Raw genomic sequence first — 26,078 nt, 5'->3', positions numbered from 1 at the left:
GTGCACCGATCATCGCGCGCACCACATGGTCGCGCCTAGTTTAATTGCTCCCGACACCACTTATTGCCACGCCTCGCTCATATATCTGCCTTTCGGGCTCCTGCGCACCGGTGATGCGGCGCGCGGCGAGCTTCCCCGACAGCAGGACGGTCGGTACACCGACACCGGGGACCGTGCCGGAACCGGCGAGGACGGCGTTGTCGACGCCCGGCACCAGATTCGGGCGCCGGAAGGGGCCTGTCTGGCGGAAGACGTGTGCTGCCGCGAACGGGCTGCCCGCGCTCATGCCCTTGTTCAGCCAGGTCAGCGGCGTATCGACGTGGTCGATCTCGAACTGCGCGGCGATGCCCGTGTATCCGCGGTCCTCGAGCACCCGCAGAAGTTCGCGCGTGTAGGGGCCGGTCAGCGACGACCACTCGAGCGGGGCACTGCGCAGATTGGGGCAGGGCGCCAGGACCGACAGCGGCTCGGACGGAACACCCGAGCGGTCCACGAGGAGGCTCGGGTCGGACAGCGCGGGCCGGGTGATCAGCAGGGAGGGGTCCGTCATGAGGCGACCGCGGCCGGCTCGTGCGGTGATCTCCGCGAAGGTTCGCTCCCACGCGGCGCCGAAGTCGATGGTGTGGTGACGCTGCGCCGCCCACCGGGAGGTCACCGCGGTGGGGATCGTGCCGTGGAGGACCACCGCGGACGGTGACACCCTTACGCGGCGGGGGATCCTCCGGGCGACCGGCCGGAGCAGTTCGTCGACAACCGCGGTGTCCGGGGTGAGGACCACGGCGTCGCATCCGACGCGTTCACCGGACGCGGTGTGGAGGGCGCGCACACGGCCATCGGACGTTTCGACCCGCGTGACCGTTGTGTCGAGCCGGAGGTCGCCGCCCGCCGTGGTGAATGCGTCGGCGAGTGCGCGAGCAATGGAGCGCATGCCGCCCTGCGGGAAGTAGACGCCCAATGAGGTGTCCATGTGGGCGATGGCGCCGTACACCGCGAGCGCATCGGCGGGCGCAACCCCGGCGTACAGGGCCTGGAAGGTGAAGATCCGGCGTAGCCGCGGATCGGTGATCGTGCGATCGACCCGGGAACCGAGCCGGCCGAACCCGCCCAGGGCAGTGAGCCGGACGAGATCCGCCGCGGCCGCCCTGCTCGACACGAGGTCGAGTGGCGAGTCGAAGTTCGCGTCCATGAAACGGGAGTACTCGGCGTCGAAGATGCGACCAAGCCAGCGTCGTAGCTTCAGGTAGCGATCGGATTCCGCGGGTCCGCACACCCGGGTGATCTCGGCGACCATCGCCGCCGGGTCCGAGTGGACGTCGAGCGAGGAACCGTCGGTGAAGCGCGCGTGATAGGCCGGGGACAGTTTCTCGAGAATCAGGGCGGGCCGGGTCGAGGTGAAATCCGCTCCGACCGCAGCGAGGGCTTCACGGACCAGTTCGGGCATGGTGAGCACGGTTGCGCCGTTGTCGATGTCGTAGCCGGGACCGCGGTAGGTGCCCACCCGGCCGCCCGGCAGTGGATCCCGTTCGAGGACGGTGACCCGCCGGCCCGACCCCCTGAGGTGAAGAGCCGCCGACAGGCCCGCGAGACCGGCGCCGACGACGACGACGTGATCGGTGGGGCCCGGAACGGTGCGGAGCGTGCGTGCCATCGGGGTGCCGTCAGGAGTTGCGCCGCGTCGCCGCGACCGCCATGTCGGTGAGGTGTTGTTTCGCCTCCGGCGTCGCGGTGCTTGCCGTCAGGGTCGTCAGCGCGGAGTCGACGAGTTCCTCGATTCGTTTCTCGACGTCGTCGACCGCGCCGAGCGAGGTGATCGTCTCGCGGAGCGTATCCACGTCCGCGTCGGACAGGTCGGTGCCGATGCTCCCGCGTAGCGCTGCGGCCGCCCCGGGATCATCGCGGTCGGCGCGCTGAAGGGCCAGCGCGAACAGCACGGTGCGTTTCCCCGCCCGCAGATCGTCACCCGACGGCTTTCCGGTCACGGCCGGGTCACCGAACACGCCGAGGAGATCGTCCCGCAGCTGGAATGCGATCCCGATGTCCGTACCGAATCTTCGGTAGGCCGACACGAGGTTCTCGCCGGCACCGGCGAGTGCGGCACCGAGATGCAGTGGCCGCTCGATGGTGTACGCCGCGGTCTTGTACCGGTTGACCCGCATCGCCGCGTCGATCGACTCGTCGGCCCGGGCCTCGTTGCTGATGTCCAGAAACTGGCCACCGAGAACCTCGGTGCGCATCGCGGACCAGACGGGGGAGATGCGCGCGGCGGCGTCCGGGCCGATACCGGATTCGCGGATCATGTCGTCCGCCCAGGCCAATGCGAGGTCGCCGAGCAGGATGGCGACAGCCTCCCCGAAGTGCGGAGACTCGCCGCTCCAGGAACCGGCGCGGTGGCGTTCCTCGAACTGGACGTGGACGGTGGGGAACCCGCGTCGCGTGGTGGAGGCATCGATGATGTCGTCATGAACCAGGGCGCAGGCTTGGACCAGCTCGAGGGCTGAGCAGGCGCGCAGCACCGGCCCGGCGTCGGGACCCTGCGGGTCACCGCCCGCGCCGATCCACCCGGTCCACGCAAAGGCCGGGCGTACTCGCTTCCCGCCGCGGAGGACGAAGTTCTCCAGCGTGGTCACGGCGTCGCGGTAGCCGCCGCCCACGGCGTCGACCAACTCCGTCCGGCCGGCGAAGAACTCTCGAAGCGCATTCTCGACCTCGGCCGCCAGAGCGGAGGGGCGCGTTTCGACGGACAGTGTTGCCTCCCAGATCGACGTTCCGCGTGCGCACCGGTGACGGCAGCAGGCCTCGTCACCACCATAGTGGGCGTCGCCCGGTAGGACCCGATGCCCTGTTTCCCACGAATGCCTCGCTCCCGCGATCGAAGAGGATCGGCGACGCGGTGGGCACACCCGGCGCGGCTGTACCTATGCTTGTCGGGTGACATTCGATTCCGTCAGGGGGCGGGCCAGCGAAGGCTGGGTGACCCGCACTCCCTCCATCGTCGACCGCATCCGGTCGTGCCGTGACGGTCGGGTGCCCTTCTCCGTCGAATTCTCGCCCCCGCGGGACGAGGCCGCCGAGGCCCGCCTGTGGCGCGCGGTCCGGGAGTTCGAACGTCTGGGACCGGCCTTCGTGTCCATGACCTACGGCGCCGGTGGCTCCACCCGTGACCGCACCGTACGCGTCACCGGTCAGCTCGCCGAGGAGACGACGCTCCTGCCCGTGGCGCATCTCACCGCGGTGTCGCACAGCGTCGACGAACTCCGGTCGATGGTCGGCGCCTACGCAGACCGCGGAATCAGCAACATTCTCGTCCTTCGTGGTGACCCACCGGGCGATCCGCTGGGCGAGTGGAAGAAGCATCCGGAGGGTGTCGAGTACGCCGAGGAACTGGTCCGGCTCGTGCGTGAGCTCGGTGACTTCCATGTCGGCGTCGCGTCGTTCCCGGAAGGTCACTACCGGGCGCCGGACCTCGACCACGACACCCGGTACCTGGTCGCGAAACTCCGGGCCGGCGCGGAGTACTCCATCACGCAGATGTTCTTCGACATCGACGACTACCTGCGCCTTCGGGACCGGGTCGCGGCCTTCGACGCCGAGCAGGGTGAGAAGCCGATCATTCCCGAGATCATGCCCATCACGTCCCTGCGGTCGGTGCAGCGCGTGATGGAGCTGTCGGGGTCCCGGCTTCCGGTCGCCCTGGAACGCCGGTTGAGCCGGGCGGCTGGTGACGGCCCCGAGGAGAATCGGGCCGCTGTCCGTGAGATCGGCATCGATGTGGCCACCGAGATGGCTGAGCGGCTCATCGCGGAGGGTGCGCCCGGCCTGCACTTCATCACGTTGAACTTCGCCCGGGCGACCAGTGAGGTGCTGGCGAGGCTGGGGGACAAGGTCGGATCGCGAACCGACCCTCGGCCGGTCACTCCGGCCCGCGTCAGCTGAGGGCACGCCCCTTCCAGCTGGTTCGTCCACGGTGGTGGGCGAGGTGTGACGAGATGATCAGTGCTGCGGTCGCCGCGACCGAGAGCGGGTGGGTCACCGCCCCGGCCACGTCCGTGGCGGTCGGCGACGCGCCACGCTCGAGCGTTCGTGCGCACAGTCTCGACGTCACGGCAGCGAAATACCCCACTGCACCCCATCGGCGCACCCGTCCACTGCCCAGCGCGAGCGCCACCGGCGGCACAAGATAGGCCAGACCGACCGCACCGACGGCTGCCACAGCCCCCGGCCTCGAGCCGAAGGCCGTCCACAGCCAGCGGTCGTATCCACTGCGGAGCGCAGTGGCGTTCTCGTACATCCGGCAGGTCGCGGCGCCGCCTGCGACGACAACGTGGGTGGAAACTCCGCGGCGTCGCAGCAGTCGGGCAATGTCGAGATCCTCGGTGAGACTGTTCACCACCGCGCCGTGCCCACCCGCCCGGCGGTACGCCGCGGAGTCGAAGACCATGAACTGTCCACAGGCGACGGCCATGGACGGGCGCAGCGAACGATTGCCGAGTCGCACGGGTAGTGAGGCCGCCCACGACCAGGCCAGAAGCGGCTGGACGGCGGTTTCGGCGATCGACCCGGACTCCTGGAACGGCCAGGGGCAGATCAACCCGGCCCCGCACTGGCGAAGCGCGGAACACGCCGCGGCCAGCGCGCCCGGCTGCAACCGCACGTCGGCATCGAGGAACACCAGCAGTCCGTCGCGGCGGGGATGGAGGGCTTGGGCGCGATCGTAGGCGCGGTGGCAGGCGGCGGGCTTCCCCACCCACCCGGGAAGCGGCTCCTCGGTGCTCCTGACGACGGTGAACCGCGAGTCGTCGGCGCACGCAGCCTCGGCTGCCTCGGCCGTGTCATCGGTCGAGGCGTCGTCGAACACGAGCACTCGGAGATCGTGGATGCCGCGCTGACCGGCCAGATCTTCGATGAGGGCGGGCAGTCGCCGGACCTCGTTGCGGGCAGGGATGCAGACCGTGACCGGTTCGGTGACGGTGCGGCGCGGCACCCGCAGACGCGGGGCCCTGCACAGATTGACGGCGGCGACGGCCATACCGGCCACCGACAGCACCGAACCGGTGCGGACCAGCTGCACGATCGGCGCAGGCGTCACACCGTCGACGAGTCCTTCCGGCGTCCACTGCCTACGGCCGGCTCCCTGTTGCGGGCCAGCCATGCCAAAGCCCCCACGATCACGGCCACGCCGAGCGTCACCCCGGCCATGATCCCCGCCCAGCCCGCGAAGCTCCGGGTGCTCGGGTCCGAGTAGCGCACCTCGGCGCGGATCGTCGACGTGTCACCCGCGGGCAGCTTCCACGACACGATGGAGTCGCCCTCCCGCGTGCCGTTGGTCGTGGCCACGCGGGCCGGGAAGGCGATAGTGAACTGCACATCGGTGCCCTGGGCGGGAACCGAGCTGAGGTCGGCCTTGCCTTCCAGGGTCACGAGGTCGCCGGTCCGGCGCAGCGAAATCTGGAAGCTGCCGGCGGCCTGTTCGGACATCGAGCCGAGTTGCTGTACGTCACCGAACGTGAGATCGCTGAAGAATGCCTGGGTGCCGACGTACCCGTCCTTCTTGTACTCCTGTACGCGAATCTTGCCCGACAGCGCATCGGGCGGGGTGAGCTGCGGACCCTTGTCCTGATCGTCTGCGGGTACGGCCGCAGCCACGATCTGACCGGAGACCCGGTCGTCGGCGGACACTCCCATCGACACCTGGACGCGCAGGCAGCCGGCGAGTAACGGGACGATCAGGAGTACCAGGGCCGTCAGGGAGAGGGCCCGGCTCCGCGCGCGGGTGATGTTCGGGGCAGGGAGTGAGGGCGGCTGCACAGTCGTATCGTGCCAGGGGAGTGAACCGGTGTCAGGCGCGAGGGGGCGTGTCGGGGATCTCGGGTCGCCGGACTCGCGACCGCACGAGGACGATCAGGAGGGGAATCCCGAGTACTCCCATCGTGATCCACCCGTAGATCGCGGAGAATCGGAGTCCGGGTCCGTCGAGAAACACCGCGTGGGCCAGCGCCGAACCCAGCCAGGTCCACAGGAACAACGCGATCGGGACACTGTCCCTGTGTGGCGGCGTTCCGTGCGGTGCGGCGGCATCAGAAATGCGGTGATCGAACCATTCCATCGCCGCAGCCATGGTGGCAGCCACCACACACCATCCGACGTAGTTGGTCACCGGAATGTGCTCGACACCGGGAAGACCCGCATCGGTGACGCACCAAGTCCACTGACCGTCCGCGACCATCTGGGGGTCGAGATACAGATCCCATCCCACGACGCCGACCGTGGTGAGGACCATCCGAATCAGGTGCCGATATCTGCCCCCCGCCAGGAGGGAGGCGACGCACCACACCGGATAGAAGCCCGCTGTCCAGGCGAACGGCACCACGAGGGGGACACCGGCGAGTGCGGGACCGAGTCGGTCGACGCTGTAGTCGTAGCAGCCGTAGGGCACGTCGGTTGACGTCCCGACGACCTCCGAGAGCAGGCCGACACCCGCTGTCACCAGAACCAGAGCCGCGGTCCAGCGCGGACCGCGCGTGAGGGCGGCATGCGTGATGCTCGCCGCGGCGAGCAGGAGCACGACGCAGACCGTCACCGCGTCACGGAGGTCACCGCGCACCAGAGGGTAGACAATCTGCGCCGCGATCGCTGCTGCGGCCGTCAGGGTGGGGATGCGCGCGGTCACGTCCCCGGCCACAGGCGGCGCAGTCGCGCGGTTCTGGAGGCGCGGCGTGCGTCGTGGAGCGCGACGTGTGCGGCGCTGCGCCCGCTGGCACCGGACACCCCACCGCCCGGATGCGTCGAGGCGCCGGTGAGGTACAGGCGTTCGGCTCCGGGGACCCGGTGCCCGGACAGTTCGGGAAGGGGCCGCCACATCATCATCTGGTCGAGCGACATCTCGACGTGCATCACGTTGCCCCCGATCAGCCCCATCTCCTCCTCGAGGTCCTGCGGTGACTGCACATGACGGTCCAGGATCGACGCCCGGACACCGGGGGCGAGTGCGTCGATCTCGTCGACGATGCGCTCGGCCTCGGCCTTTGCCAGGTCGCTCCACCGACGGCCCCCGCTGAGCCGGTAGGGCTGCCACTGCGACCACAGGGTGATCTGATGCCGACCCGCGGGCGCGATCGTGGGATCGAGGCCACTGAAGCTCATCCCCAGCACCGCCGGCCGCGGCGGGAGTTCCCCTGCGAGCGCGGCGCCGTGGGCGAGGCGCAGGTGCGCGCGATCGGACACGAGGAGCTGCAATCCGCTGGTCACCGAGGTGTCAGGGGCGCTCGGATAGGACGGCAGGGCGTCGGTCGCCAGCCGTACCACCATCCCGATGCCCGGTCCGACGCGGATCCGCCGGCGCCAGCTATCGAGGATCTGCTTGTCGTAGCCGCCTGCTTCGAGGAGATCGAGCGTAGTGAGCACGTGGCACCCGGCAATGACGGTCCGCGATCGTATTTCCCGCCCCGCCGATGTCCGGGTGATCCAGGAGGTCCCGTCCCGGCGCAGCGCGACGACCTTCTCACCCAAGGAAAGCACGCCGGAGTCGGCCTGCAACCGCGACGCCAGGGCCGCCGTCAAGGCGCCGCTGCCACCGACGGCACGGCCGGGCGGAAGGGTGTGCATCAGTGCCGCGAATCCCACCATCGGGGCGGTGCCCGGCTCGGACATCGGCGGCCCGGACTGGGCGCCGAACCATGCGAGTGCGGCCTTGAGCCGTTCGTCGTCGAAGAATTCGTCCAGCAGGGCGTCCCCCGACGCGAGGAACTGCCGCGACAGGTCGCTGCCGCCGCCCCCCGTATCGAGACCCCAGAACGACGACAACAGCGCGGGGGCGGTCGGCGGCCTGGTGAAGGCCCGCATCACGCGGGCGCTGCGCGGCCCCCACACGTCGACGAACCGCCGATACGCGTCGGCCTCGGCCGGTCCGCAGGATTCCTGGATGGACAGGCAGGTCGCGTCGAGGCTGCGCCGGAACACGATGCCGGGCCGGTCGGTACCCGCAGGTGCCGGGGCGAACGCCCACGGATCGCAATCCAGGTAGCGCAGACCGTGCGCCTGCAGGCCCAGTTCTTCGACGATGCCGGTGTGACGGATCATGATGTGCGCGGAGGATCCGCGGTCGACGCGGTGACCTGGAAACCGTTCCACTGTCGAGACCGCTCCGCCCGGTACGGTGTCGCGTTCGATCACCTCGACCGACCATCCCGTTCGAGCCAGGTAGCACGCCGACACCAGGGCGTTGTGTCCCGACCCGACTACCACCGCATCGATCATCGGGTCAGGTTAACGGTTCTTCTCCGGAGGAAGGCTTCTCGGTGGAAAGGCTTTCCAGTGGAAGGCTACGGCCGAGGACCGCGAAGGGACGGTTGTCGCCTGCGAACCGGAAGTGGCGCAGTACATCCCGGAATCCGAGCCGACGGTAGAGCCGCCACGCTCGATTGTTCTCGTCCGCGACCTCGGGGGTGGACAACAACACGCCGCGTTCGGGTCGGCGGTCGAGCAATCGGAGAAGGAGTGTTTCGCCGAGACCGTGTCCCTGGGCGTCGGGATGGACGTGGAGTTCGGTCAGTTCGAAATAGTCGTCGAGAATTGTGTCGATCCGGTCCCGGGTCCAGCCGGTGTGCCGCAAACCGGTGCGGACCTGCTGGTGCCACCACTGTTCGGGGGCTCCGCGGTAGCCGTAGGCCACGGCCACGAGGCGGTGAGTCGCATCGGATTCGGCGGACGGATCGGCCGGGACCACGGCGCCGACACCGCTCCACCCCGATCGCTGCACATGTTCGGTCCACATCGGCGCGCGGTGGTATTCCGCGCCGCGGGGATAGCCCATGGCGGCGACATAGATCGCGAGGGCCTCCTGGAGGCGGTCGCGGAACTCGGCAGCCGAGAGTTCGACCACGAGCGGTATCTGGTCAGCGTTCGTGTCGACCGGTCTCACCTTTCTCTTGACGACGTGTCGGTGGGTCCAGCTATATTGAATAGGTCGAACGGATGTTCGATAGCGGGGATCCGGCGATGCTCGAGGGAAGCGAGCATCGCCGGGACCCCGGCTCACGACAGGACTACGCCCGGCGGGGTGGACACACCGGGGTTGTGGAGGTGTTCGAAGTGAGGAACAACTCGGTTTCAGGACCGACCTCTGGGCCCTCGCGGCGACCGGGGGAGGTGCGTGCTCCGGCATCTCGGCGCGCCGCCTCCCTGCTCGACCGGGCTGACGCTCTTCTGTCGCAGTCGGTCGGCGCCGACTCGCCTGCGGACCGTTTTCACAGCGCGTATCTCGCCGCACTGCGCGGCGCCGGTGCCGTGCTCGCCGCTGTCGAGGGGTCCTCGCCGGGAGGTCGACGGACACGAACGCGTAACGCTTGGGTTCTCATGGCAGACGCCGCGAGCGACTTCGGCGCTTGGGCCGACTATTTCGCTGGGCACTCCGCCACTCGTGCCGCGATCGAGGCCGGGATGTCTCGTACGCTCACCGATCTCGAGGCGGATGAGTTCTTTGTCGAGGTGGGGCGGTTTTTGCAAGCGGTGGAAGACCACATCGGTCGCGGTGCAGACGTCGATCTTCGGGCGTCGTAGCTGCCCGTCTCGCCCGGAATCCGGGTCGGCCGCCCGCAGTGTCGGCGACGTAGTGAAAGCCCGGAGCAGGGTTCGGTGCGGGAGTCCGTAAGGTTGGTGTCGAACTCGTGCACCGAGTAGGTGGTACCGGGGTCGAACTGCTCGTATTATTAAATCTAGGTAGCCGCCAAAGTCGGTTACCCACCGCCTCGCACCGTGAGGCGGTGGCCAACACTCCAGTGCCGGGGGAGGTACCGTGCCACTCTCCGAGCACGAGCAGCGCATGCTCGACCAGATCGAGAGCGCTCTCTATGCCGAAGATCCCAAGTTCGCCTCCACTGTGCGAGGCGGTCGCATGCGTGCGGCATCGAGTCGTCGTCGTTTTCAGGCCATAGCCCTGTTCGTCCTGGGGCTGGTCCTGCTCATCGCCGGCGTCGCCCTGCCGATCAAGCCGGGTGGATTCCCGGTGATCAGCTTGATCGGCTTCATCGTTATGTTCGGTGCGGGAGTCCTCCTCCTGTGGGGTGGGGGAAAGAACAAGTCCCGACAGTCGTCGCGTGGCGGCTCGACCACGCCCGACGAGACCAAGAGGTCCGACCGGGGTAAGCCCCGGGGCGGACGAAAGAGTGGCGGGTTCTCGTCGCGAATGGAAGATCGCTTCAAGAAGAGATTCGAGCAGGAGTAGCAGAACTCACTTCGGGCGTTGGCGGCGTGGCATTTCGATGCCACGCCGCCAACGCTTTTTTGTGGCTGTGAACGCGCCCACGCCTCCCGCCGCGACTGGCTGGTGCTCTCAGTGAATGTCTCTGTGTGATCCCCGGCCCCCTACTCGCCCCACTTTCCCCCATTGCGTGCGGACTGATCGACGCGCGACTGCCCGGGACGTCGCCGTCGTCACCTCACCTGGCCTTTTGCGGCGTTCACCGCGTGCGCTGGCTGGTTCGTCCCATGAGTGGGCCGTGTTTGTGATCACTGTGGGAATTTTCCCCCACCTTCACGAATTGGCATTGACCAGCAAGTATCGAGCAAACAGGAGGGAAACACCCCTGCTTCCGCCTTGTCAGTGGGGGAAAGTGGGGTACTGTGGTGCGCAGCGGGGAGCCGAAGGTGAACCGCCCGGGCATGCGGCGTTCGATATGGACGTAGTGGGAGGTGTCGAGTGTTTCTCGGTACCTACACGCCGAAGCTCGACGACAAAGGGCGGCTGACGTTGCCCGCAAAGTTCCGGGATGCACTGGCGGGAGGGTTGATGGTCACCAAGGGTCAGGATCACAGCCTCGCGGTGTATCCCCGGGAAGAGTTCACCGCGCTCGCGCGCAAGGCCGCGGCAGCGTCGAGAAGCGATCCGGAAGCGCGAGCTTTCGTGCGCGGTCTCGCTGCCGGCACCGATGAGCAGCATGCAGATGCCCAGGGGCGCATCACCCTCTCGGCAGATCACCGTCGCTACGCAGGTCTCTCCAAGGATTGCGTAGTGATCGGTTCGGTCGATTTCCTCGAGATCTGGGATGCGCAGGCATGGCAGACCTACGTCGAGGAGAACGAGGAGAACTACTCGCAGGCAACGGGAGTCGCGCTCGGCGAGATCGTCTGAGCATGACCGCACGCACGCGAATGCAGCGAGGCCTCTGTCCGACGGAACCCTGACGCACTTCCCCAGCGCCAGGTTTTCATTTCGGGCAGGGACCTCGAAGCATTCGCACCGGCAACCGGCCGAGAAGAGAAGTTCGACATGTGGACTCCGGCTTCGGACATGTCCACCCGCACCACAGAAGCAGGAGCCGGAGGGATCATGGTGGATCACGAGGGGGAAGAATCCTCGCCCGCCGATGGCTTCGGCCATATCCCCGTCCTGCTGCACCGAGCAGTCGAACTCCTCGGCCCCGCGCTCACTCTGCACGACCCGGAGGGTGGGGGAGCCGTCATGATCGACGCCACCCTCGGCCTCGGTGGGCATTCCGAGCATTTTCTCCGGACGTACCCTCGGCTGAAGCTCGTGGCCCTCGACCGGGATCCGCATGCCCTCGAGATCGCCGGGGCTCGGTTGGCCCCGTTCGGGGACCGCGTGACCTTCGTCCACACTCGGTATGACGGCATCGAGAATGCACTCCTCGAAGCGGGACTTCCTCCTCGAGATTCAGTTCACGGCATCCTGTTCGACCTGGGGGTGTCGTCGATGCAACTCGACGAGTCCGATCGCGGTTTCGCCTACTCCATCGATGCGCCGCTCGACATGCGGATGGATCCGACTACGGGGATCACGGCGGCAGAGGTACTCAATACATACAGCCACGGTGATCTGGCCCGGATCCTCAGCACCTACGGTGAAGAACGGTTCGCGGGAAAGATTGCGTCGGAAATCGTCCGGCAGCGGGCGAAGCAGCCCTTTACGACGAGTGCGGAACTGGTCGAACTGTTGTATCGCGCCATTCCGGCGGCGACCCGCCGGACCGGGGGACACCCCGCCAAGCGGACCTTCCAAGCTCTTCGCGTCGAGGTCAACGGCGAACTCGATTCACTGCGAGCGGCGATACCGGCGGCACTCGACGCATTGACTGTCGGGGGACGCGTCGTGTTCATGTCGTATCAGTCGCTCGAAGACCGGGTCGTCAAGCAGGAGATCACTCCCCGGTCGAAGTCGAGGAGTCCGGAGGGGCTCCCTGTCGAGTTGCCGGGTATGGGGCCGGAGTTCCGCATCCTCACCCGAGGGGCGGAGAGAGCGTCCGAGCAGGAAATAGAAGAGAACCCACGATCAGCCCCGGTGCGCTTGCGTGCTGCAGAGAAAATTGCCAGGAGGTCGGCGGCATGACGGTTCAGGTGAATTCCCCCGAGGTACGGCCTGCACGTGGGGGTAACCGTTCGGGCGCTGCCCAGCGAGCGTACGAGCGGCGTACCCAGCGTGCGGCAGTGCACAGCGGATCGCCGACCGCCGTGGCCGGAATGAACCGCGCCGGTTCCCTTGCTGCCCGGATTCCTTTTGTGGCAACAATTCTCGGACTTCTCAGCTTGGGCCTCGCCGTCACTCTCCTGCTCACCACCCGCTCGGCGGAGGATTCCTATCAGCTCAGTGCTGCGCGGGAACACAATCAGTCGCTCGCGGAGGAGAAGGCGGCGCTGCAGCGGGATGTGGAGACGGCCAACTCTGCGCCGAAACTCGCGGAGGAAGCGGCCAAGTTGGGGATGGTTCCGGCGAACGATCCCGCTCGTCTCGTGGTGCACCTGGACGGAAGCGTCGAGGTGGTCGGGAAGCCGGCTCCGGCATCCGGGTCACCTGTGCCCCCGCTCGATGCCGCGGCCCCGTCCACCCAGGCGGGGAACACGGTCGCGACAGCTCCGAATCGGGGCACGACCACTACGCAGGCGCCGCGCGCCACGCCACGACCCGGCAATAGCCCGGAGATCCAGGCCCGAGGTGAACAATTGGTTCCCGTGATGCCTTCGACCACTGCACCGACGACAGCACCACCATCGGGTGGTCGCCGGTGAACCGAAACGCACCGAGAAGTCGTCCCCGGCGCCCCAAGGGCGCCGGCACGGGGTCCTTTCCGTTCAGGCAACGGATCGGACGCGGGATGATGTTCGGAGCGCTCGGCCTCGCCGCGGTGCAACTCTTGTGGATTCAGGTCATCGACGCGCCGCAACTGTCGGCCGAGGCGGCGAATCAACGCACGACCACCCAGGTGGATCCGGCGCTGCGCGGGTCGATCACCGACCGCAATGCCAACCCCATTGCTTTCACCATGGAAGCGAAGGCACTGACTTTTCAGCCTGCGCGGGTCCGTAAGGAGCTCGAGGAGGCGCGCGCCAAGAGCGAGACCGCCCCCGAGGTCGATTCGAGGCTCGATGCCATTGCCAAGGAAATTCACGACCGCCTCGGTGACGCGGCGCCGGAGAAAGAACTGAGGGAGAAACTGCGCAGCGACGAGACGTTCGTCTATCTCGCCCGCAGTGTCGACCCCGCGATTGCCGCCGAAATCAGTGAGAAGTATCCCGAGGTGGGTCTCGAGCGTCAGGACATCCGCGAATATCCCGGCGGATCCCTCGCCGCAAACCTCGTCGGCGCGACCGGCTGGGACGGGCACGGGCTCCTCGGCCTCGAGGACTCACTGGACTCCACTCTCGCCGGCACGGACGGCTCCGAAACCTACGACCGCGGGTCCGACGGCGCCGTCATTCCCGGCAGTTGGCGTGACAAGCAGCCTGCGGTGGACGGGTCGAGTGTCGAACTCACCATCGACTCGGACCTTCAGTACTACGTGCAGCAGCAAGTGCAGATGGCGAAGGACAAGTCCGGCGCCAAGGATGCGTCGGCGGTGGTGCTCGACTCTCACACCGGTGAAGTCCTGGCGATGTCGAACGACAGCACGTTCAACCCGGCGATCGGTGTAGGCAATAATCCGAGATCTGTGGAGATGGGCAATCTGTCCGTCAGTACCCCGTTCGAGCCGGGATCGGTGAACAAAATCGTGACCGCCGCGGCGGCTATCGAGTACGGATTGACCACCCCCGACGAGGTCCTCGAGGTTCCCGGCACCATTCAGATGGCAGGCGTGTCGGTGAAGGATGCCTGGGATCACGGCGTGGCTCCCTACACTTCCACCGGGGTGTTCGGTAAGTCGTCGAACGTCGGCACGCTGATGCTCGCCCAGCGCGTCGGCGAGGACCGTTACGCCGACATGCTGTCGAAGTTCGGACTCGGTCAGCGCACCGATGTGGGGTTACCCGGCGAGAGCGCGGGCAGTGTGCCGAGCCGCGACCAGTGGTCGGGCGGCACCTTTGCGAACCTGCCGATCGGCCAAGGTCTGTCGATGACGTTGTTGCAGATGACCGGTATGTATCAGGCCATCGCCAACGACGGTATTCGCATTCCGCCGCGAATCGTCCGGGCCACCATCGACGCGGACGGCGACAGAACCGAGACGGAGCGACCGGAAGAAATCACCGTGGTCAGCCCGCAGACAGCGGCCACCGTGCGTGACATGTTCCGGTCCGTCACGCAGAACGACACCGGCAACCAGCGCGGCACAGGGGTTCAGGCTGCTGTCGACGGTTACCAGATCAGCGGTAAGACGGGAACAGCGCAGCAGGTCGACCCCGCCTGCAAGTGCTACTCGAATTCGAACTACTGGATCACGTTCGCCGGGATCGCGCCCGCGGACAATCCGCGGTACGTGATCGGCATCATGCTGAACGCACCTACGCGGAGCGCGGACGGCACCGGTGGGCAGTCCGCCGCGCCGCTGTTCCACAACATCGCGTCGTGGTTGCTCCAACGTGACAGCGTCCCGATGTCCCCGGATCCCGGACGCAGGCTGGTGCTCCAAGCCGATTGAGCGATGGTCGGCCGAATCCGGCTTTCGGAACGGTCGCGGTAATCTGACACGTCGGCCGTTCAGTGGGCACAGTCGTTCAGTGAACACAGTCGCGTGAAAATGCCCAGGTCGCGCACTGTAGAGCCGTGCACGACGCCCGTAGTCAGTAGAGAGTCGACACCCGAGAGGAGCCCGGTGCCTGTTCCGTCCCGCCCGCAGTCGACGTCCGCGCCACTGAAGTCTGGAGAAGATCTGCAGTCCGGAAAAACTCTGCAGTCCGGAGAAGATCTGAAGTCTGGCGACGATCTGCGCCCCAGTCTGCCGGTTCGTACCCCGGTGAGCGTTCTCGCCGCAGCTGCCGGAGCCAGAATCGAAGCTTCCGCAGGTGGTGCTGCCGACGTCGTCGTCACGGGAGTGGATCTTCGGGCTCAGGCCATCGCCCAGGGCGATCTCTTTGCTGCCTTGCCCGGCGCTCGGGCGCACGGGGCGGAGTTCGCGGCAGACGCTGTGGCACGCGGGGCCGTGGCGATCCTCACCGACGAGGCCGGGTTCGACATCGTGTCGGGGCTGGAAGCGGACGTGCCGGTCCTGGTCCACCACGATCCCCGCGGAGTTCTCGGCGAGATGTCGGCCACCATCTACGGCCGTCCGTCGGAGCGCATGCAGGTGATCGGTATCACCGGCACTTCCGGTAAGACCACCACCTCGTACCTTGTGGAGGGCGCCCTCACCGCGGCGGGGCGCACCACCGGTCTGGTGGGAACCATCGAAACGCGGATGAAGGGGCGACGGGTGCCGAGCGCACTGACGACGCCCGAGGCCCCGCAACTGCACGCCCTGTTCGCCGTGATGCTCGAGCAGGGGGTCGACACGGTGGTGATGGAGGTCTCCAGTCACGCGCTCGCGCTCGGCCGGGTCGACGGTGTGCGGTTCGATGTGGGTGCCTTCACCAATCTCTCGCAGGACCACCTCGATTTCCACCGCGACTTCGAGGACTACTTCGCCGCCAAGGCCAGGCTTTTCCGCGCCGAATCTTCGGTCCACGCGCCGCGGGCCGTCATCTGCGTCGACGACGAGTGGGGGCAGCGGATGGCCGAGGTTGCCGCCGACGCCGGCTCCGTCGTATCCACGGTGGCCACGGGGCCCGGCCGTGTGGAGGCGGAGTGGAGTGCAGGTGCGCCGACGGTATCGCCTTCCGGTTCGCAGACCTTCTCTCTCACCACTCCGGACGGCACGTCGCTCGAGGTGTTGCTACAGCTTCCGGGCCGGTACAACGTTGCCAATGCCTCGGTTGCCGTTGCGTTGAGCGCCTCACTGGGGGTCGATCCGCTCGTCGCAGTGAAGGGCATCGCGGAGGTCGACGTGCCCGGGCGGGTGCAGCGGATCGATCGCGGCCAGGACTTTCTCGCCGTCGTCGACTACGCGCACAAACCCGCCGCCCTCGAGGCTGTGATCGCAACCCTTCGGAGCCAGGTGTCCGGCCGTGTCGCGGTGGTCGTGGGTGCGGGAGGTGACCGCGACGCCGGGAAGCGGCCCCTGATGGGGTCGGCGGCGGCGCGAGGGGCGGATCTGCTGATCATCACGGACGACAATCCGCGTACCGAGGACCCGGCGACGATCAGAGCCGCGGTCCGGGAAGGCGCCCTCGCGGTGCCCGAATCCGAGCGGGGAGAAGTTCGGGAAGTGGGGGACCGCGCGAGGGCGATCACCGAGGCCGTCAGCTGGGCGCAGGCAGGCGACGTAGTTCTGGTCGCAGGTAAGGGACACGAGTCCGGTCAGGAGATTTCCGGGGTGAAGCACCCATTTGACGATCGCGAGGTTCTGGGCGAAGCGATCGAGCAGGTAATCGGAGGAAGCAAATGATCCCGATGACACTCGCTCGCATCGCCGAAATCGTGGGAGGCGAGCTCCACGACGTCGTCGATCCCTCGACCGAGGTGACCGGCAGCGTGGAATTCGATTCGCGGAAGGTAGGTCCAGGCGGCCTCTTCCTCGCTCTGCCCGGTGCCCGCGTCGACGGTCACGACCATGCTGCGGCCGCCGTTGCGGCAGGTGCGGCCGCCGTCGTGGCTGCGCGGCCGGTCGGGGTTCCGGCCGTCGTGGTCCCGCCGATTCCGGTGGACGTCCCGAGCCGGGCGATGGCACTCGAACACGATTCGGACGGGTCCGGCGCCGCGGTGCTCGCCGCTCTGGCGAAGCTTGCCCGCGCTTCTGTCGACGAATTGACCGACAAGGGCTTGACGGTGGTCGGAGTGACCGGGTCAGCGGGCAAGACCTCGACCAAAGACCTCCTCGCGGCTGTTCTGCGCCCCCTGGGCCCGGTGGTGGCGCCGCCTGGATCGTTCAACAACGAGCTCGGGCACCCGTGGACTGCCCTGCGCGCTGATGCCGACACCCGGTTCCTGGTTCTGGAGATGTCGGCGCGCGGGCTGGGGCACATCGCGTCCCTCGCGACCATCGCGCCTCCCCGGATCGGGGTCATTCTCAACGTGGGCACGGCACATCTCGGTGAGTTCGGGTCCCGGGACGCGATCGCCCTGGCGAAGGGGGAGCTCGCCGAAGCGCTGCCGACTGCCGCGGATGGCGGCGTCGCCGTGCTCAATGCAGACGACCCTCTGGTCGCCGCCATGGCCTCACGGACCTCTGCGCGCGTGGTGCTCGTCGGTCAGTCGGAGGCGGCGGATATCCGGGCCACCGACATCGTGCTCGACGAGAAGGCGCGTGCGCGATTCACGCTCACCACGTCTTCGGGCAGTGTTCCGGTCGAGCTGGCGGTGCACGGCGAACATCAAGTCGGGAACGCACTCGCCGCTGCGGCAGTGGCTTTCGAGTGCGGCGCAGATCTCGGCCAGGTTGCCCAGGCACTGTCCGGGGCCGCTGCGGTGTCGGCTCGCCGTATGGATGTGCGAGACCGGCCGGACGGTGTGACGGTTGTCAACGATTCGTACAACGCCAATCCTGATTCGATGCGCGCAGCCATCAAGGCGCTGGTGTCGATGGCGAAGACCGGCCGCGGCGCGGCGCGCCGCAGTTGGGCGGTACTCGGAGAAATGGCGGAGCTGGGGCCAGAATCAGTGGTCGAACACGATGCGATCGGCAGGTTCGCGGTCCGGCTGGACGTGAGCAAGTTGATCATCGTCGGAACCGGTAGACCGGCACGGGCCATGCATCAGGGCGCGGTCATGGAGGGCTCGTGGGGCGACGAGGCGATACTCGTTCCCGACGCCGCCTCCGCGATCGCGTTGCTCGAGGAGGAATTGGCGGCGGGTGACCTGGTATTGGTCAAAGCGTCGCAATCCATCGGACTGTGGGAGGTCGCGGACGCGGTGCTGGCGGGACACACGGGACAGAAGGGTTCGGAGGCCATGCGGTGAGACAGATCCTCTTCGCGGCGGGCATCGCGCTTGCCGTCTCGATTCTGCTGACCCCGGTCCTCATCAAGGCCTTTTCCCGTCAGGGTTTCGGCCAGGAGATCCGTGTCGAAGGTCCGGCCAGTCACCAGTCGAAGCGCGGGACCCCGACGATGGGTGGAGTCGCCATCCTCGCCGGCCTGTGGGCGGGGTACTGGGGATCGCACCTGATCGGTATCGGCTACAACGCAGACGGCCCGTCGGCGTCGGGTCTGCTGGTGCTGGGCCTGACCACTGCGCTCGGTGGTGTCGGGTTCCTCGACGACTTCATCAAGATCCGCAAGCAGCGCAACCTGGGACTGAACAAGACCGCAAAGCTGGTCGGCCAGCTGATCGCGGCGGTGGCGTTCGGCATCCTCGCGCTGCAGTTCCGCGGAGCCAACGACCTGACCCCCGGCAGTGCCCACCTGTCGTACGTCCGAGACATCGCGACGGTGACCCTGGGATCCGTAGTGTTCGTCGCGTTCTGTTATCTCCTGGTCAGCGCGTGGTCGAACGCCGTCAACCTCACCGACGGACTCGACGGCCTGGCGGCCGGTTCCATGAGCCTCGTGCTGGGCGCCTACGTCATCATCACGTTCTGGCAGTACCGCAACGCATGTGAGACCAGCCCGGGAAAGGGTTGCTACGACGTCCGGGATCCGCTCGACCTGGCCCTGATCTGCGCCGCCGGGGCGGGCGCCTGCATCGGCTTCCTCTGGTGGAACGCCGCGCCCGCCAAAATCTTCATGGGCGACACCGGCTCCCTTGCGCTGGGCGGCATGCTCGCCGGGCTGTCCATCACGACGCGGACGGAACTGCTCATGGTGGTGATCGGCGCTCTCTTCGTCGCCGAAGCGGCGTCCGTGGTGATCCAGGTTGCGGTGTTCAGGTCGAGCCGGAGACGAGTGTTCCGCATGGCGCCTTTCCACCATCACTTCGAACTCGCCGGGTGGGCGGAAACCACGGTGATCATCCGCTTCTGGTTGCTGGCGGCCATCGCCTCGGCGATCGGCCTCGCGCTGTTCTACAGCGAGTACCTGGCAGCGATCGGCGGCTGACCCAGTGGCCGAGGATCTGGAACTCGATCGGTTGCGGGGTCGTGCCGTACTCGTCGCGGGGGCGGGAATCTCGGGCCGGGCGACGATCGAACCGCTCCGTGAACTCGGAGCCCTCGTCACCGTCACCGATTCGAATGCCGACGCCCTTGCCGAATGCGCGAGGCTCGGCGCAGCCACCGTGCCCATCGACGACCTCCTCGCCGACCGCGAACGTGTCCGTGACTTCGCACTGGTGGTGACCAGCCCCGGATTCCGTCCCGACGCACCGCTGCTCTCGGCTGCCGCCGGAGACGGCATCCCCATCTGGGGAGATATCGAACTCTCCTGGCACGTGGACCGATCGGGACTCTACGGCCCGCCCCGCCGATGGTTGGTGGTTACCGGGACCAACGGAAAGACGACCACGACCTCGATGCTGCAGTCGATCCTGTCGGCGGCAAAGGTGCCCAGCGCAGCCTGCGGGAACATCGGACTCCCGGTCCTCGAGGCCCTACGCCAGACGTCTCCTCGGCCCGAAGTGCTGGCGGTGGAACTCTCGTCGTTCCAACTGCACTGGGCACCGTCAGTTCGGCCGGCGGCCGGAGCCGTCCTGAACATCGCCGAGGACCACCTCGACTGGCACGGCGGTATGCAGTCGTACATCGAAGCGAAGGCGCGAGCGTTGACCGGCGATGTCGCAGTACTGGGTCTCGACGACGACGTGGCCGCGTCCCTCGCAACCTCCTCACCCGCCGAACGCACGGTGGGCTTCCGGGTGGGGATGCCGGGGCCGGGGGAGTTGGGGATCGAAAACGGCCACCTGGTGGATCGGGCGTTCGCCGACGGGCTGCGGCTGGCCCCGGCGGAGGGGATTACCCCGTCCGGTCCTGCGGGATTGATGGATGCGCTCGCTGCGGCAGCGCTCGCGCGCGCCGCCGGGGTGGGGCCCGAGGCCGTGGCCCGCGGTCTGGCGAGTTACGTCGTCGGCCCGCACCGCGGTGCACGCGTTGCCGAGATCGGCGGGGTCACCTTCGTCGACGACTCGAAGGCCACCAACCCACACGCGGCCGGGCCGTCGATTCTCGCGCACGAACGCGTGGTGTGGATCGCCGGCGGCCTCCTCAAAGGCGCCCAGGTCGACGACCTGATCGTCGAGGTGGCCGACCATCTGACCGGAGTCGTGCTACTCGGGCGTGACGCCACCCACATCGCCGAGTCGCTTGCGCGACACGCCCCCGAGGTTCCCGTGGTCAGTGTCGAAACGGGAGACGATGCTGGAGTGAGTGCTGTTGCTCGAGCCGCGACCCGACGGGTGGTTCTGCCGCCCGGTACCGACAGCGACGCGGTCATGGCAGCCGTCGTGCGTGAGGCGGCTGCCCTGGCGACGGCGGGTGACGCCGTCGTACTGGCTCCTGCCGCGGCTTCGCTCGACATGTTCGACAGCTACGGTCATCGAGGTAGGAGCTTCGCCGACGCGGTCGGCCGGCTGCATGCATCGGACATTACCGGGCAGCCGCAATGACGTCGGCCGATCCGCGCCCACGCCGGGTTCCCGACGCGCAGCGCAGCCGTGGGGCCGACGCGCAACGGAGCCGGGTGTCCGACGCGCAGCGGGGCCGCGGTGGCGAACGTGGTCGCGGTGACGCACCTCGGGGCCGTGCCGGTGATGCGGGACGGCCTCGCTCTCCCGCAGGCCCGCGTTCGCAGGACGGTTCTCCGCGCTCGGCTACGCCCCGCCGCCCGCCGCAGGGTCCGCGAACCCGCACTTCGCCGCCGCGCGCTCCCCGCACCCGGATCGGTGCGTGGCTGGCCAGACCACTGGCGTCGTTCCACCTCGTCGTGACCATCGCGTTTCTGCTCACGGTGCTGGGGCTGGTAATGGTGCTGTCGTCGTCGAGCGTCGAGGCGTATGCCAACGACGGCTCGGCCTACACGCTGTTCACCCGGCAAACAATCTTCGCCGGCGTCGGCATGATCCTGTTCTTCGTCGCGTTGCGCATCCCGGTACGGGTGATGCGCGCGCTGTCCTTTCCCGCCTTCGCGGCAACGATCGTTCTTCTGATACTGGTGCTCATACCCGGTATCGGAACGGTGTCCCAGGGCACCCGGGGATGGTTCGTCGTCGGCGGTGTGTCGCTGCAGCCGGCCGAGTTGACGAAGATCGCGCTCGCCATCTGGGGTGCGCACATCTTGGCGTCACGCCGGAGCGACCTGGTCGGGATCCGCGACATGCTGGTCCCACTCGTTCCCGCGGCGCTGTTGGCGTTCGTGCTCATCATCTTGCAGCCCGACCTCGGAACGACGGTTTCGTTGGCCATCATCCTGATGGCCTTGCTGTGGTTCGCAGGTCTGCCGCTCAAGTTGTTCCTGGGCATCGTGGGAACCGGCCTCGCCGGGGTGGTCGTTCTCGCTCTCACAGCCGGTTACCGTTCGGCGAGGGTCCGGGCCTTCTTCAATCCGGACGAGGATCCGCAGGGTATCGGGTATCAGTCACGCCAGGCGATGTACTCGCTGGCCGACGGCGGAATTCTCGGGCGTGGACTGGGGCAGAGCCGCGCGAAGTGGAGTTATCTCCCCAACGCGCACAACGACTTCATTTTCGCCATCATCGGTGAGGAACTGGGCTTCCTGGGTGGTGCCGCCGTGCTGGGACTCTTCGGGTTGTTCGTGTACACGGGGCTGCGCATCGCCGCACGATCGGCCGATCCCTTCCTGCGCTTGCTCACAGGTACGGCCACGGTGTGGATCACCGGTCAGGCGTTCATCAATGTGGGGTACGTCATCGGGCTGCTCCCCGTCACCGGACTGCAGTTGCCGCTCGTGTCCGCCGGGGGAACGTCGACGGCGACGACGCTGTTCATGTTCGGCGTGGTGGCGAATGCGGCCCGGCACGAGCCGGAGGCCGTAGCGGCGCTGCATTCGGGTCAGGACGGCCGTTTCGGGCGAATGCTGCGTCTTCCGAAGCCCGAGGCATATTCACCGGTGCGGGCGGACGCTGCCCGGGCGGAGGCGGTGCGACGGGCCGAGGCACGGCGGCAGGCCGGACGCGAGATGGCAGCCCGCACCCGGAGCATCACATACGACAAGGGCCGCGCGGAACGCGGCAATGCCCGCACACCCGACCGCGGTGTGCGCCAGCAGCGAAGCTCGGGTGGCCGAGCAGGAGAGCGAGGATTTCGTAGGTGAGCGGCGAGAAGCCCACTCTGTCGGTGATCGTGGCCGGTGGTGGAACCGCCGGACACATCGAACCGGCTCTGGCGGTGGCCGATGCGATCAAGGCGATCGACGGGGATGTGGTGGTGACGGCGCTGGGGACGGCCCGCGGTCTCGAAACCACCCTGGTTCCGGAGCGCGGTTATCCGCTGGAACTCATTCCGCCGGTGCCACTTCCCCGTAAACCCACCCTCGACCTGCTGCGGCTCCCGCGCCGGGTGCTGCATTCGGTTCGTCGTACCCGTGCGGTGATGGACGAGACCGGGGCCGACGTGATCGTCGGTTTCGGCGGTTACGTCGCTCTTCCGGCGTACCTGGCCGCGGGTCCCGGTCTGCTGCGGCGGCGACGCAGAATCCCGATCGTGGTGCACGAGGCGAACGCGAGCGCGGGCATCGCCAACAAGATCGGCGCTCGCCGTGCTGCACGGGTCCTCGCGGCGGTGGCGGGTTCCGGTGTGAAGGCGCGCGGCAGGGCGGAGGCCGAGATCGTCGGTATACCCGTGCGGGCATCCATCACCGGTCTCGACCGGGCGGGATTACGCAGTGAGGCCCGGGCCCACTTCGGGCTTCCCGCCGAGGGACCAGTGCTGCTCGTGTTCGGTGGGTCGCAGGGCGCGCGGTCGCTCAACGAGGCGGTGTCGGGGGCGGCGGAGTCGCTCGCGGCGGCGGGGATCGCCGTCCTGCACGCACACGGTCCGAAGAACACCCTGGACGTCCCCGACTCCGCAGGCGGTCCGCCCTACGTGGCCGTCCCGTACCTGTCGCGGATGGATCTGGCGTATTCGGCTGCCGACGCGGTGATCTGCCGATCGGGTGCGATGACGGTCGCGGAGGTGTCGGCTGTGGGTCTCCCCGCGCTGTACGTGCCGTTGCCGCACGGCAACGGTGAGCAAGAACTCAATGCGCGGCCAGTCGTCGAAGCGGGAGGTGGAATGATTGTCCGTGACGGCGACCTGACCGCCGCCTTCGTCGCGGACACCGTGATCCCGCTGCTGCGCGACCCCGCGCGGCTCGCGGACATGGGGCGGCGCGCGGCGGGAGCGGGTCACCGTAGCGCAGCCGCCGAGGTTGCGCAGATTGTTCTCGACGTGGCCGCGCTGACGAAGGAAACCCGATGACCGACCTGCCCGCGCACCTCGAACGTGTCCACATGGTGGGGATCGGTGGCGCCGGAATGTCCGGGATCGCCCGGATCCTGCTGGCCCGAGGGGGCCAGGTGTCCGGATCCGACGCCAAGGAGAGCCGCGGCGTGCTGGCCCTCCGCGCTCGCGGCGCGAACGTGCGCATCGGCCACGACGCCAGCGCACTCGATCTCTTGCCCGGCGGACCCACCGTGGTCGTCACCACGCACGCCGCCATCCCGAAGGACAACCCGGAACTGGTCGAGGCCGCGCGGCGCGGCATCCCCGTGATCCTGCGCCCGGCGGTACTCGCATCGTTGATGCACGGTCACCGGACCCTGCTCGTGTCGGGCACCCACGGTAAGACGTCGACGACGTCGATGCTGGTGGTGGCGCTCCAGCATTGCGGTTTCGACCCCTCCTTCGCGGTGGGCGGCGAGCTGAACGAAGCCGGGACCAACGCTCATCACGGCAGCGGTGACGTATTCGTCGCCGAGGCCGACGAGAGTGACGGTTCGCTTCTCCAGTACGACCCCGATGTCGTCGTCGTCACCAACGTCGAGGCCGACCATCTCGACTATTTCGGCAGCCCGGAGGCATATACCCAGGTTTTCGACGACTTCGCCGATCGGCTCTCGCCCGGCGGGCTCCTCGTCACCTGTCTCGACGATCCCGGTTCGGCAGCGCTCGCGTCACGGGTGAGCGCGCGGAACCTCCCCGGTGTGCGAGTGGTCGGCTACGGCAGCGCAGAGTCGTCCGCCGCTCCGTTCGACTCCGTCGACGGAATCGAGGTCGGTGCCCGGCTGCTGAGTTTCGAGGCCAGAGATGTGGGGGGAGTGCTGCAGTTCCAGCTGGCCGGTGAGCGGAGTCCGCGGACCATCCGGATGGGTGTCCCGGGACGGCACATGGCACTCAACGCGCTGGCCGCACTTCTCGCTGCCCGCGAGGCCGGTGCCGACGTCGACGAGATACTCGAAGGAATCGCCGGTTTCGGCGGTGTACACCGCCGGTTCCAGTTCACCGGTCGTGAGCGTGGTGTCCGGGTGTTCGACGACTATGCGCACCATCCCACCGAAGTGCGTGCGGTGCTCGGCGCCGCCGCGGATCTGGTGCGCCAGCCGCACGAGGCGGATCGGCGAGAATCCGAGGAATCGGTCCGCCGGGGCAAAGTGATCGTCGTGTTCCAGCCGCATCTCTATTCGCGGACAGCAACTTTCGCGGAAGAGTTCGGGCATGCTCTCGATCTCGCCGACGAGGTCGTGGTGCTCGACGTGTACGGGGCGAGGGAGGAACCCATGCCCGGTGTCAGTGGCGCCCTGGTCGCATTGTCGGTGACCAAGCCGGTGCATTATCAGCCCGATCTGTCGCAGGCGCCGCGTCAGGTGGCGGGGTTGGCCGAACCCGGCGACGTCGTGATCACGATGGGTGCCGGTGACGTCACGATGCTCGGAAACCAGATTCTCGACGTGCTGCGTGCGGCCCCACACAACGCCCCCCGATGACACGGGAGCGCCGAGGTCGCCCGGAACGGCCGGATCGCCCGGTTCGCCGCGACACCCAGCGCAGTCCGCGGCCCGGTGGCGCCTCCGCGCGGAGTTCCGGCACCAGAGCTGGGCCGCGCCGGACGCCGCCGGGCGGTGACCCGTCCACTCGCAGACCGCGCGGATCGGTCCCGGCCGCAGCATCTCCGGACGTGGAGCAGGGGCCGGGACGGCCGTGGTACCGGAGGCCGGCGGTGACCGGTCTGATCGGTGTCGTGGTGGTCGTGGCGCTCGGTCTGGTGGCCTGGTTCACGCCGCTGTTGTCGGTCCGGTCCACCGATGTCGCGGGTGCCACGACCATTCCCGAGGAACAGATTCGACAGGTACTCGCCGTGCCGCAGGGGCAGCCACTGCTGCGCGTCGACACTGTGGCGGCCGCGCAGCGGGTCGCCGCGATCCCCAAGGTGGCTACCGCCCGCGTGCAGAGAATGTATCCGTCCACCATCCGGGTGACGGTGACCGAACGCGTGCCGGTCGTGTTCGTCGATACTCCCGACGGCACGCATCTTCTGGACGCCGACGCTGTCGACTACGAGATCGCGCCACCGCCTCCCGGCGTTCCTCGCCTGGTGACCGACACTCCCGGGTGGGGTGATCCCAGTACCGCGGCTGCGCTCGAGGTGCTCGAGTCGATGCCGCCGCAATTGCGCGGGCAGGTGGGTGAGGTTGCGGCCAAATCCATTTCGGACATCTCGGTGACGTTGCTCGACGGCCGCGTCGTGGTGTGGGGCGGCACGGAGAAGTCCGAACGCAAGGCGGCGGTCACCTTGCCCCTGCTGACTCAGCCCGGGCAGACGTACGACGTGTCGAGTCCTGATCTCCCGACGGTGCGGTAGGGGAATGAAATTCGTAGTTGGCTCCCGCGAGCGAGTTCGTCAAATAACTCGGCGAGTCTCGGCGCGCCTAATGGCGTATCCCGATGACGGTGCAT

At 67.8% G+C, this 26,078-nt stretch carries 22 protein-coding genes; 15 read left to right on the top strand and 7 right to left on the bottom strand.

Annotated elements, in window-relative coordinates:
* Positions 1 to 40: 40 nt before the first annotated feature.
* Together crtI and L1080_RS12990 are read right to left on the bottom strand one after the other, a co-directional pair.
* On the bottom strand, positions 41 to 1,648 hold the full coding sequence (gene crtI, locus L1080_RS12995; RefSeq protein WP_250774197.1) for a phytoene desaturase family protein: 1,608 nt from the start codon (positions 1,646 to 1,648) through the stop codon (positions 41 to 43).
* Between the two features lie 10 nt (positions 1,649 to 1,658).
* The gene (locus L1080_RS12990) at positions 1,659 to 2,759 is read right to left on the bottom strand and encodes a polyprenyl synthetase family protein (RefSeq protein WP_250774380.1); all 1,101 of its coding nucleotides are present in this window, start codon (positions 2,757 to 2,759) and stop codon (positions 1,659 to 1,661) included.
* 169 nt (positions 2,760 to 2,928) lie between these two features.
* Between L1080_RS12990 and metF the strand changes: the two genes are divergently transcribed.
* Positions 2,929 to 3,933, top strand: coding sequence for a methylenetetrahydrofolate reductase [NAD(P)H] (gene metF / locus L1080_RS12985; RefSeq protein WP_159921699.1), 1,005 nt, complete (start codon positions 2,929 to 2,931; stop codon positions 3,931 to 3,933).
* Here the strand turns inward: metF and L1080_RS12980 are convergent.
* The 5 genes from L1080_RS12980 to L1080_RS12960 are packed head-to-tail and all read right to left on the bottom strand — an operon-like array spanning position 3,926 to position 8,917.
* Positions 3,926 to 5,086 (bottom strand): glycosyltransferase family 2 protein, encoded by a 1,161-nt coding sequence (locus tag L1080_RS12980; protein ID WP_250774199.1) that lies wholly within the window; start codon positions 5,084 to 5,086, stop codon positions 3,926 to 3,928. The genes metF and L1080_RS12980 overlap by 8 nt on opposite strands.
* Entirely contained in the window at positions 5,083 to 5,805 is a 723-nt protein-coding gene (locus L1080_RS12975; protein WP_159921703.1) for an LppM family (lipo)protein, read from the bottom strand. The genes L1080_RS12980 and L1080_RS12975 overlap by 4 nt, the downstream gene beginning before the upstream one ends.
* A gap of 31 nt (positions 5,806 to 5,836) precedes the next feature.
* The gene (locus L1080_RS12970; protein ID WP_250774201.1) at positions 5,837 to 6,667 is read right to left on the bottom strand and encodes a carotenoid biosynthesis protein; all 831 of its coding nucleotides are present in this window, start codon (positions 6,665 to 6,667) and stop codon (positions 5,837 to 5,839) included.
* Positions 6,664 to 8,253, bottom strand: a complete 1,590-nt coding sequence (locus L1080_RS12965) for a phytoene desaturase family protein (RefSeq protein ID WP_159921707.1) — start codon at positions 8,251 to 8,253, stop codon at positions 6,664 to 6,666. The genes L1080_RS12970 and L1080_RS12965 overlap by 4 nt, the downstream gene beginning before the upstream one ends.
* Before the next feature lie 4 nt (positions 8,254 to 8,257).
* Positions 8,258 to 8,917 (bottom strand): GNAT family N-acetyltransferase, encoded by a 660-nt coding sequence (locus L1080_RS12960; protein ID WP_250774203.1) that lies wholly within the window; start codon positions 8,915 to 8,917, stop codon positions 8,258 to 8,260.
* A 227-nt stretch (positions 8,918 to 9,144) separates the two neighbouring features.
* Between L1080_RS12960 and L1080_RS12955 the strand changes: the two genes are divergently transcribed.
* From L1080_RS12955 to L1080_RS12890, 14 genes are all read left to right on the top strand, one after another.
* Complete coding sequence (locus L1080_RS12955; protein ID WP_250774206.1) at positions 9,145 to 9,555, top strand: SAV_6107 family HEPN domain-containing protein; 411 nt, start codon at positions 9,145 to 9,147, stop codon at positions 9,553 to 9,555.
* A gap of 235 nt (positions 9,556 to 9,790) precedes the next feature.
* Complete coding sequence (locus L1080_RS12950; protein ID WP_159921711.1) at positions 9,791 to 10,219, top strand: DUF3040 domain-containing protein; 429 nt, start codon at positions 9,791 to 9,793, stop codon at positions 10,217 to 10,219.
* 474 nt (positions 10,220 to 10,693) lie between these two features.
* Positions 10,694 to 11,125 carry a division/cell wall cluster transcriptional repressor MraZ gene (gene mraZ, locus L1080_RS12945; protein ID WP_109329258.1) on the top strand — a complete coding sequence of 144 codons (432 nt, stop codon included), beginning with the start codon at positions 10,694 to 10,696 and terminating at the stop codon, positions 11,123 to 11,125.
* A gap of 198 nt (positions 11,126 to 11,323) precedes the next feature.
* A complete protein-coding gene (gene rsmH, locus L1080_RS12940; protein WP_250774382.1) occupies positions 11,324 to 12,340 on the top strand; it encodes a 16S rRNA (cytosine(1402)-N(4))-methyltransferase RsmH in 1,017 nt (338 codons plus the stop codon).
* Complete coding sequence (locus L1080_RS12935; protein WP_250774209.1) at positions 12,337 to 13,017, top strand: hypothetical protein; 681 nt, start codon at positions 12,337 to 12,339, stop codon at positions 13,015 to 13,017. The genes rsmH and L1080_RS12935 overlap by 4 nt, the downstream gene beginning before the upstream one ends.
* Positions 13,014 to 14,864, top strand: a complete 1,851-nt coding sequence (locus L1080_RS12930) for a peptidoglycan D,D-transpeptidase FtsI family protein (protein ID WP_250774211.1) — start codon at positions 13,014 to 13,016, stop codon at positions 14,862 to 14,864. The genes L1080_RS12935 and L1080_RS12930 overlap by 4 nt, the downstream gene beginning before the upstream one ends.
* A 267-nt stretch (positions 14,865 to 15,131) precedes the next feature.
* Positions 15,132 to 16,706, top strand: coding sequence for a UDP-N-acetylmuramoyl-L-alanyl-D-glutamate--2,6-diaminopimelate ligase (locus L1080_RS12925; protein WP_250774389.1), 1,575 nt, complete (start codon positions 15,132 to 15,134; stop codon positions 16,704 to 16,706).
* A complete protein-coding gene (locus tag L1080_RS12920; RefSeq protein WP_213572416.1) occupies positions 16,703 to 18,217 on the top strand; it encodes a UDP-N-acetylmuramoyl-tripeptide--D-alanyl-D-alanine ligase in 1,515 nt (504 codons plus the stop codon). The genes L1080_RS12925 and L1080_RS12920 overlap by 4 nt, the downstream gene beginning before the upstream one ends.
* On the top strand, positions 18,214 to 19,293 hold the full coding sequence (gene mraY, locus L1080_RS12915) for a phospho-N-acetylmuramoyl-pentapeptide-transferase (protein WP_159921716.1): 1,080 nt from the start codon (positions 18,214 to 18,216) through the stop codon (positions 19,291 to 19,293). Before L1080_RS12920 ends, mraY begins: the two co-directional genes overlap by 4 nt.
* Positions 19,294 to 19,297: 4 nt before the next feature.
* Positions 19,298 to 20,794, top strand: coding sequence for a UDP-N-acetylmuramoyl-L-alanine--D-glutamate ligase (murD, locus tag L1080_RS12910; RefSeq protein WP_159921717.1), 1,497 nt, complete (start codon positions 19,298 to 19,300; stop codon positions 20,792 to 20,794).
* Positions 20,791 to 22,458: a putative lipid II flippase FtsW gene (gene ftsW, locus L1080_RS12905; RefSeq protein ID WP_250774221.1), complete on the top strand. Its 1,668-nt coding sequence runs from the start codon at positions 20,791 to 20,793 to the stop codon at positions 22,456 to 22,458. Before murD ends, ftsW begins: the two co-directional genes overlap by 4 nt.
* Positions 22,455 to 23,603 carry an undecaprenyldiphospho-muramoylpentapeptide beta-N-acetylglucosaminyltransferase gene (murG, locus tag L1080_RS12900; protein WP_159921719.1) on the top strand — a complete coding sequence of 383 codons (1,149 nt, stop codon included), beginning with the start codon at positions 22,455 to 22,457 and terminating at the stop codon, positions 23,601 to 23,603. The genes ftsW and murG overlap by 4 nt, the downstream gene beginning before the upstream one ends.
* Entirely contained in the window at positions 23,600 to 25,108 is a 1,509-nt protein-coding gene (murC, locus tag L1080_RS12895; RefSeq protein ID WP_250774224.1) for a UDP-N-acetylmuramate--L-alanine ligase, read from the top strand. Before murG ends, murC begins: the two co-directional genes overlap by 4 nt.
* A gap of 233 nt (positions 25,109 to 25,341) precedes the next feature.
* On the top strand, positions 25,342 to 25,983 hold the full coding sequence (locus tag L1080_RS12890; RefSeq protein WP_250774226.1) for a cell division protein FtsQ/DivIB: 642 nt from the start codon (positions 25,342 to 25,344) through the stop codon (positions 25,981 to 25,983).
* Positions 25,984 to 26,078: the final 95 nt, after the last annotated feature.

The sequence above is a fragment of the Rhodococcus sp. MSC1_016 genome, from assembly GCF_023667485.2.
Taxonomy (GTDB): domain Bacteria; phylum Actinomycetota; class Actinomycetes; order Mycobacteriales; family Mycobacteriaceae; genus Rhodococcus_F; species Rhodococcus_F oxybenzonivorans.
This window is presented reverse-complemented; position numbering and strand designations above follow the sequence as displayed.

What these genes read in the sequence shown, in the direction of transcription:
- crtI (WP_250774197.1), bottom strand. Translation starts at nt 1,648, where the DNA reads ATGGCACGCACGCTCCGCACCGTTCCGGGCCCCACCGATCACGTCGTC.
- L1080_RS12965 (WP_159921707.1), bottom strand. Translation starts at nt 8,253, where the DNA reads ATGATCGATGCGGTGGTAGTCGGGTCGGGACACAACGCCCTGGTGTCG.
- rsmH (WP_250774382.1), top strand. Translation starts at nt 11,324, where the DNA reads ATGGTGGATCACGAGGGGGAAGAATCCTCGCCCGCCGATGGCTTCGGC.
- L1080_RS12935 (WP_250774209.1), top strand. Translation starts at nt 12,337, where the DNA reads ATGACGGTTCAGGTGAATTCCCCCGAGGTACGGCCTGCACGTGGGGGT.
- L1080_RS12920 (WP_213572416.1), top strand. Translation starts at nt 16,703, where the DNA reads ATGATCCCGATGACACTCGCTCGCATCGCCGAAATCGTGGGAGGCGAG.
- ftsW (WP_250774221.1), top strand. Translation starts at nt 20,791, where the DNA reads ATGACGTCGGCCGATCCGCGCCCACGCCGGGTTCCCGACGCGCAGCGC.
- murC (WP_250774224.1), top strand. Translation starts at nt 23,600, where the DNA reads ATGACCGACCTGCCCGCGCACCTCGAACGTGTCCACATGGTGGGGATC.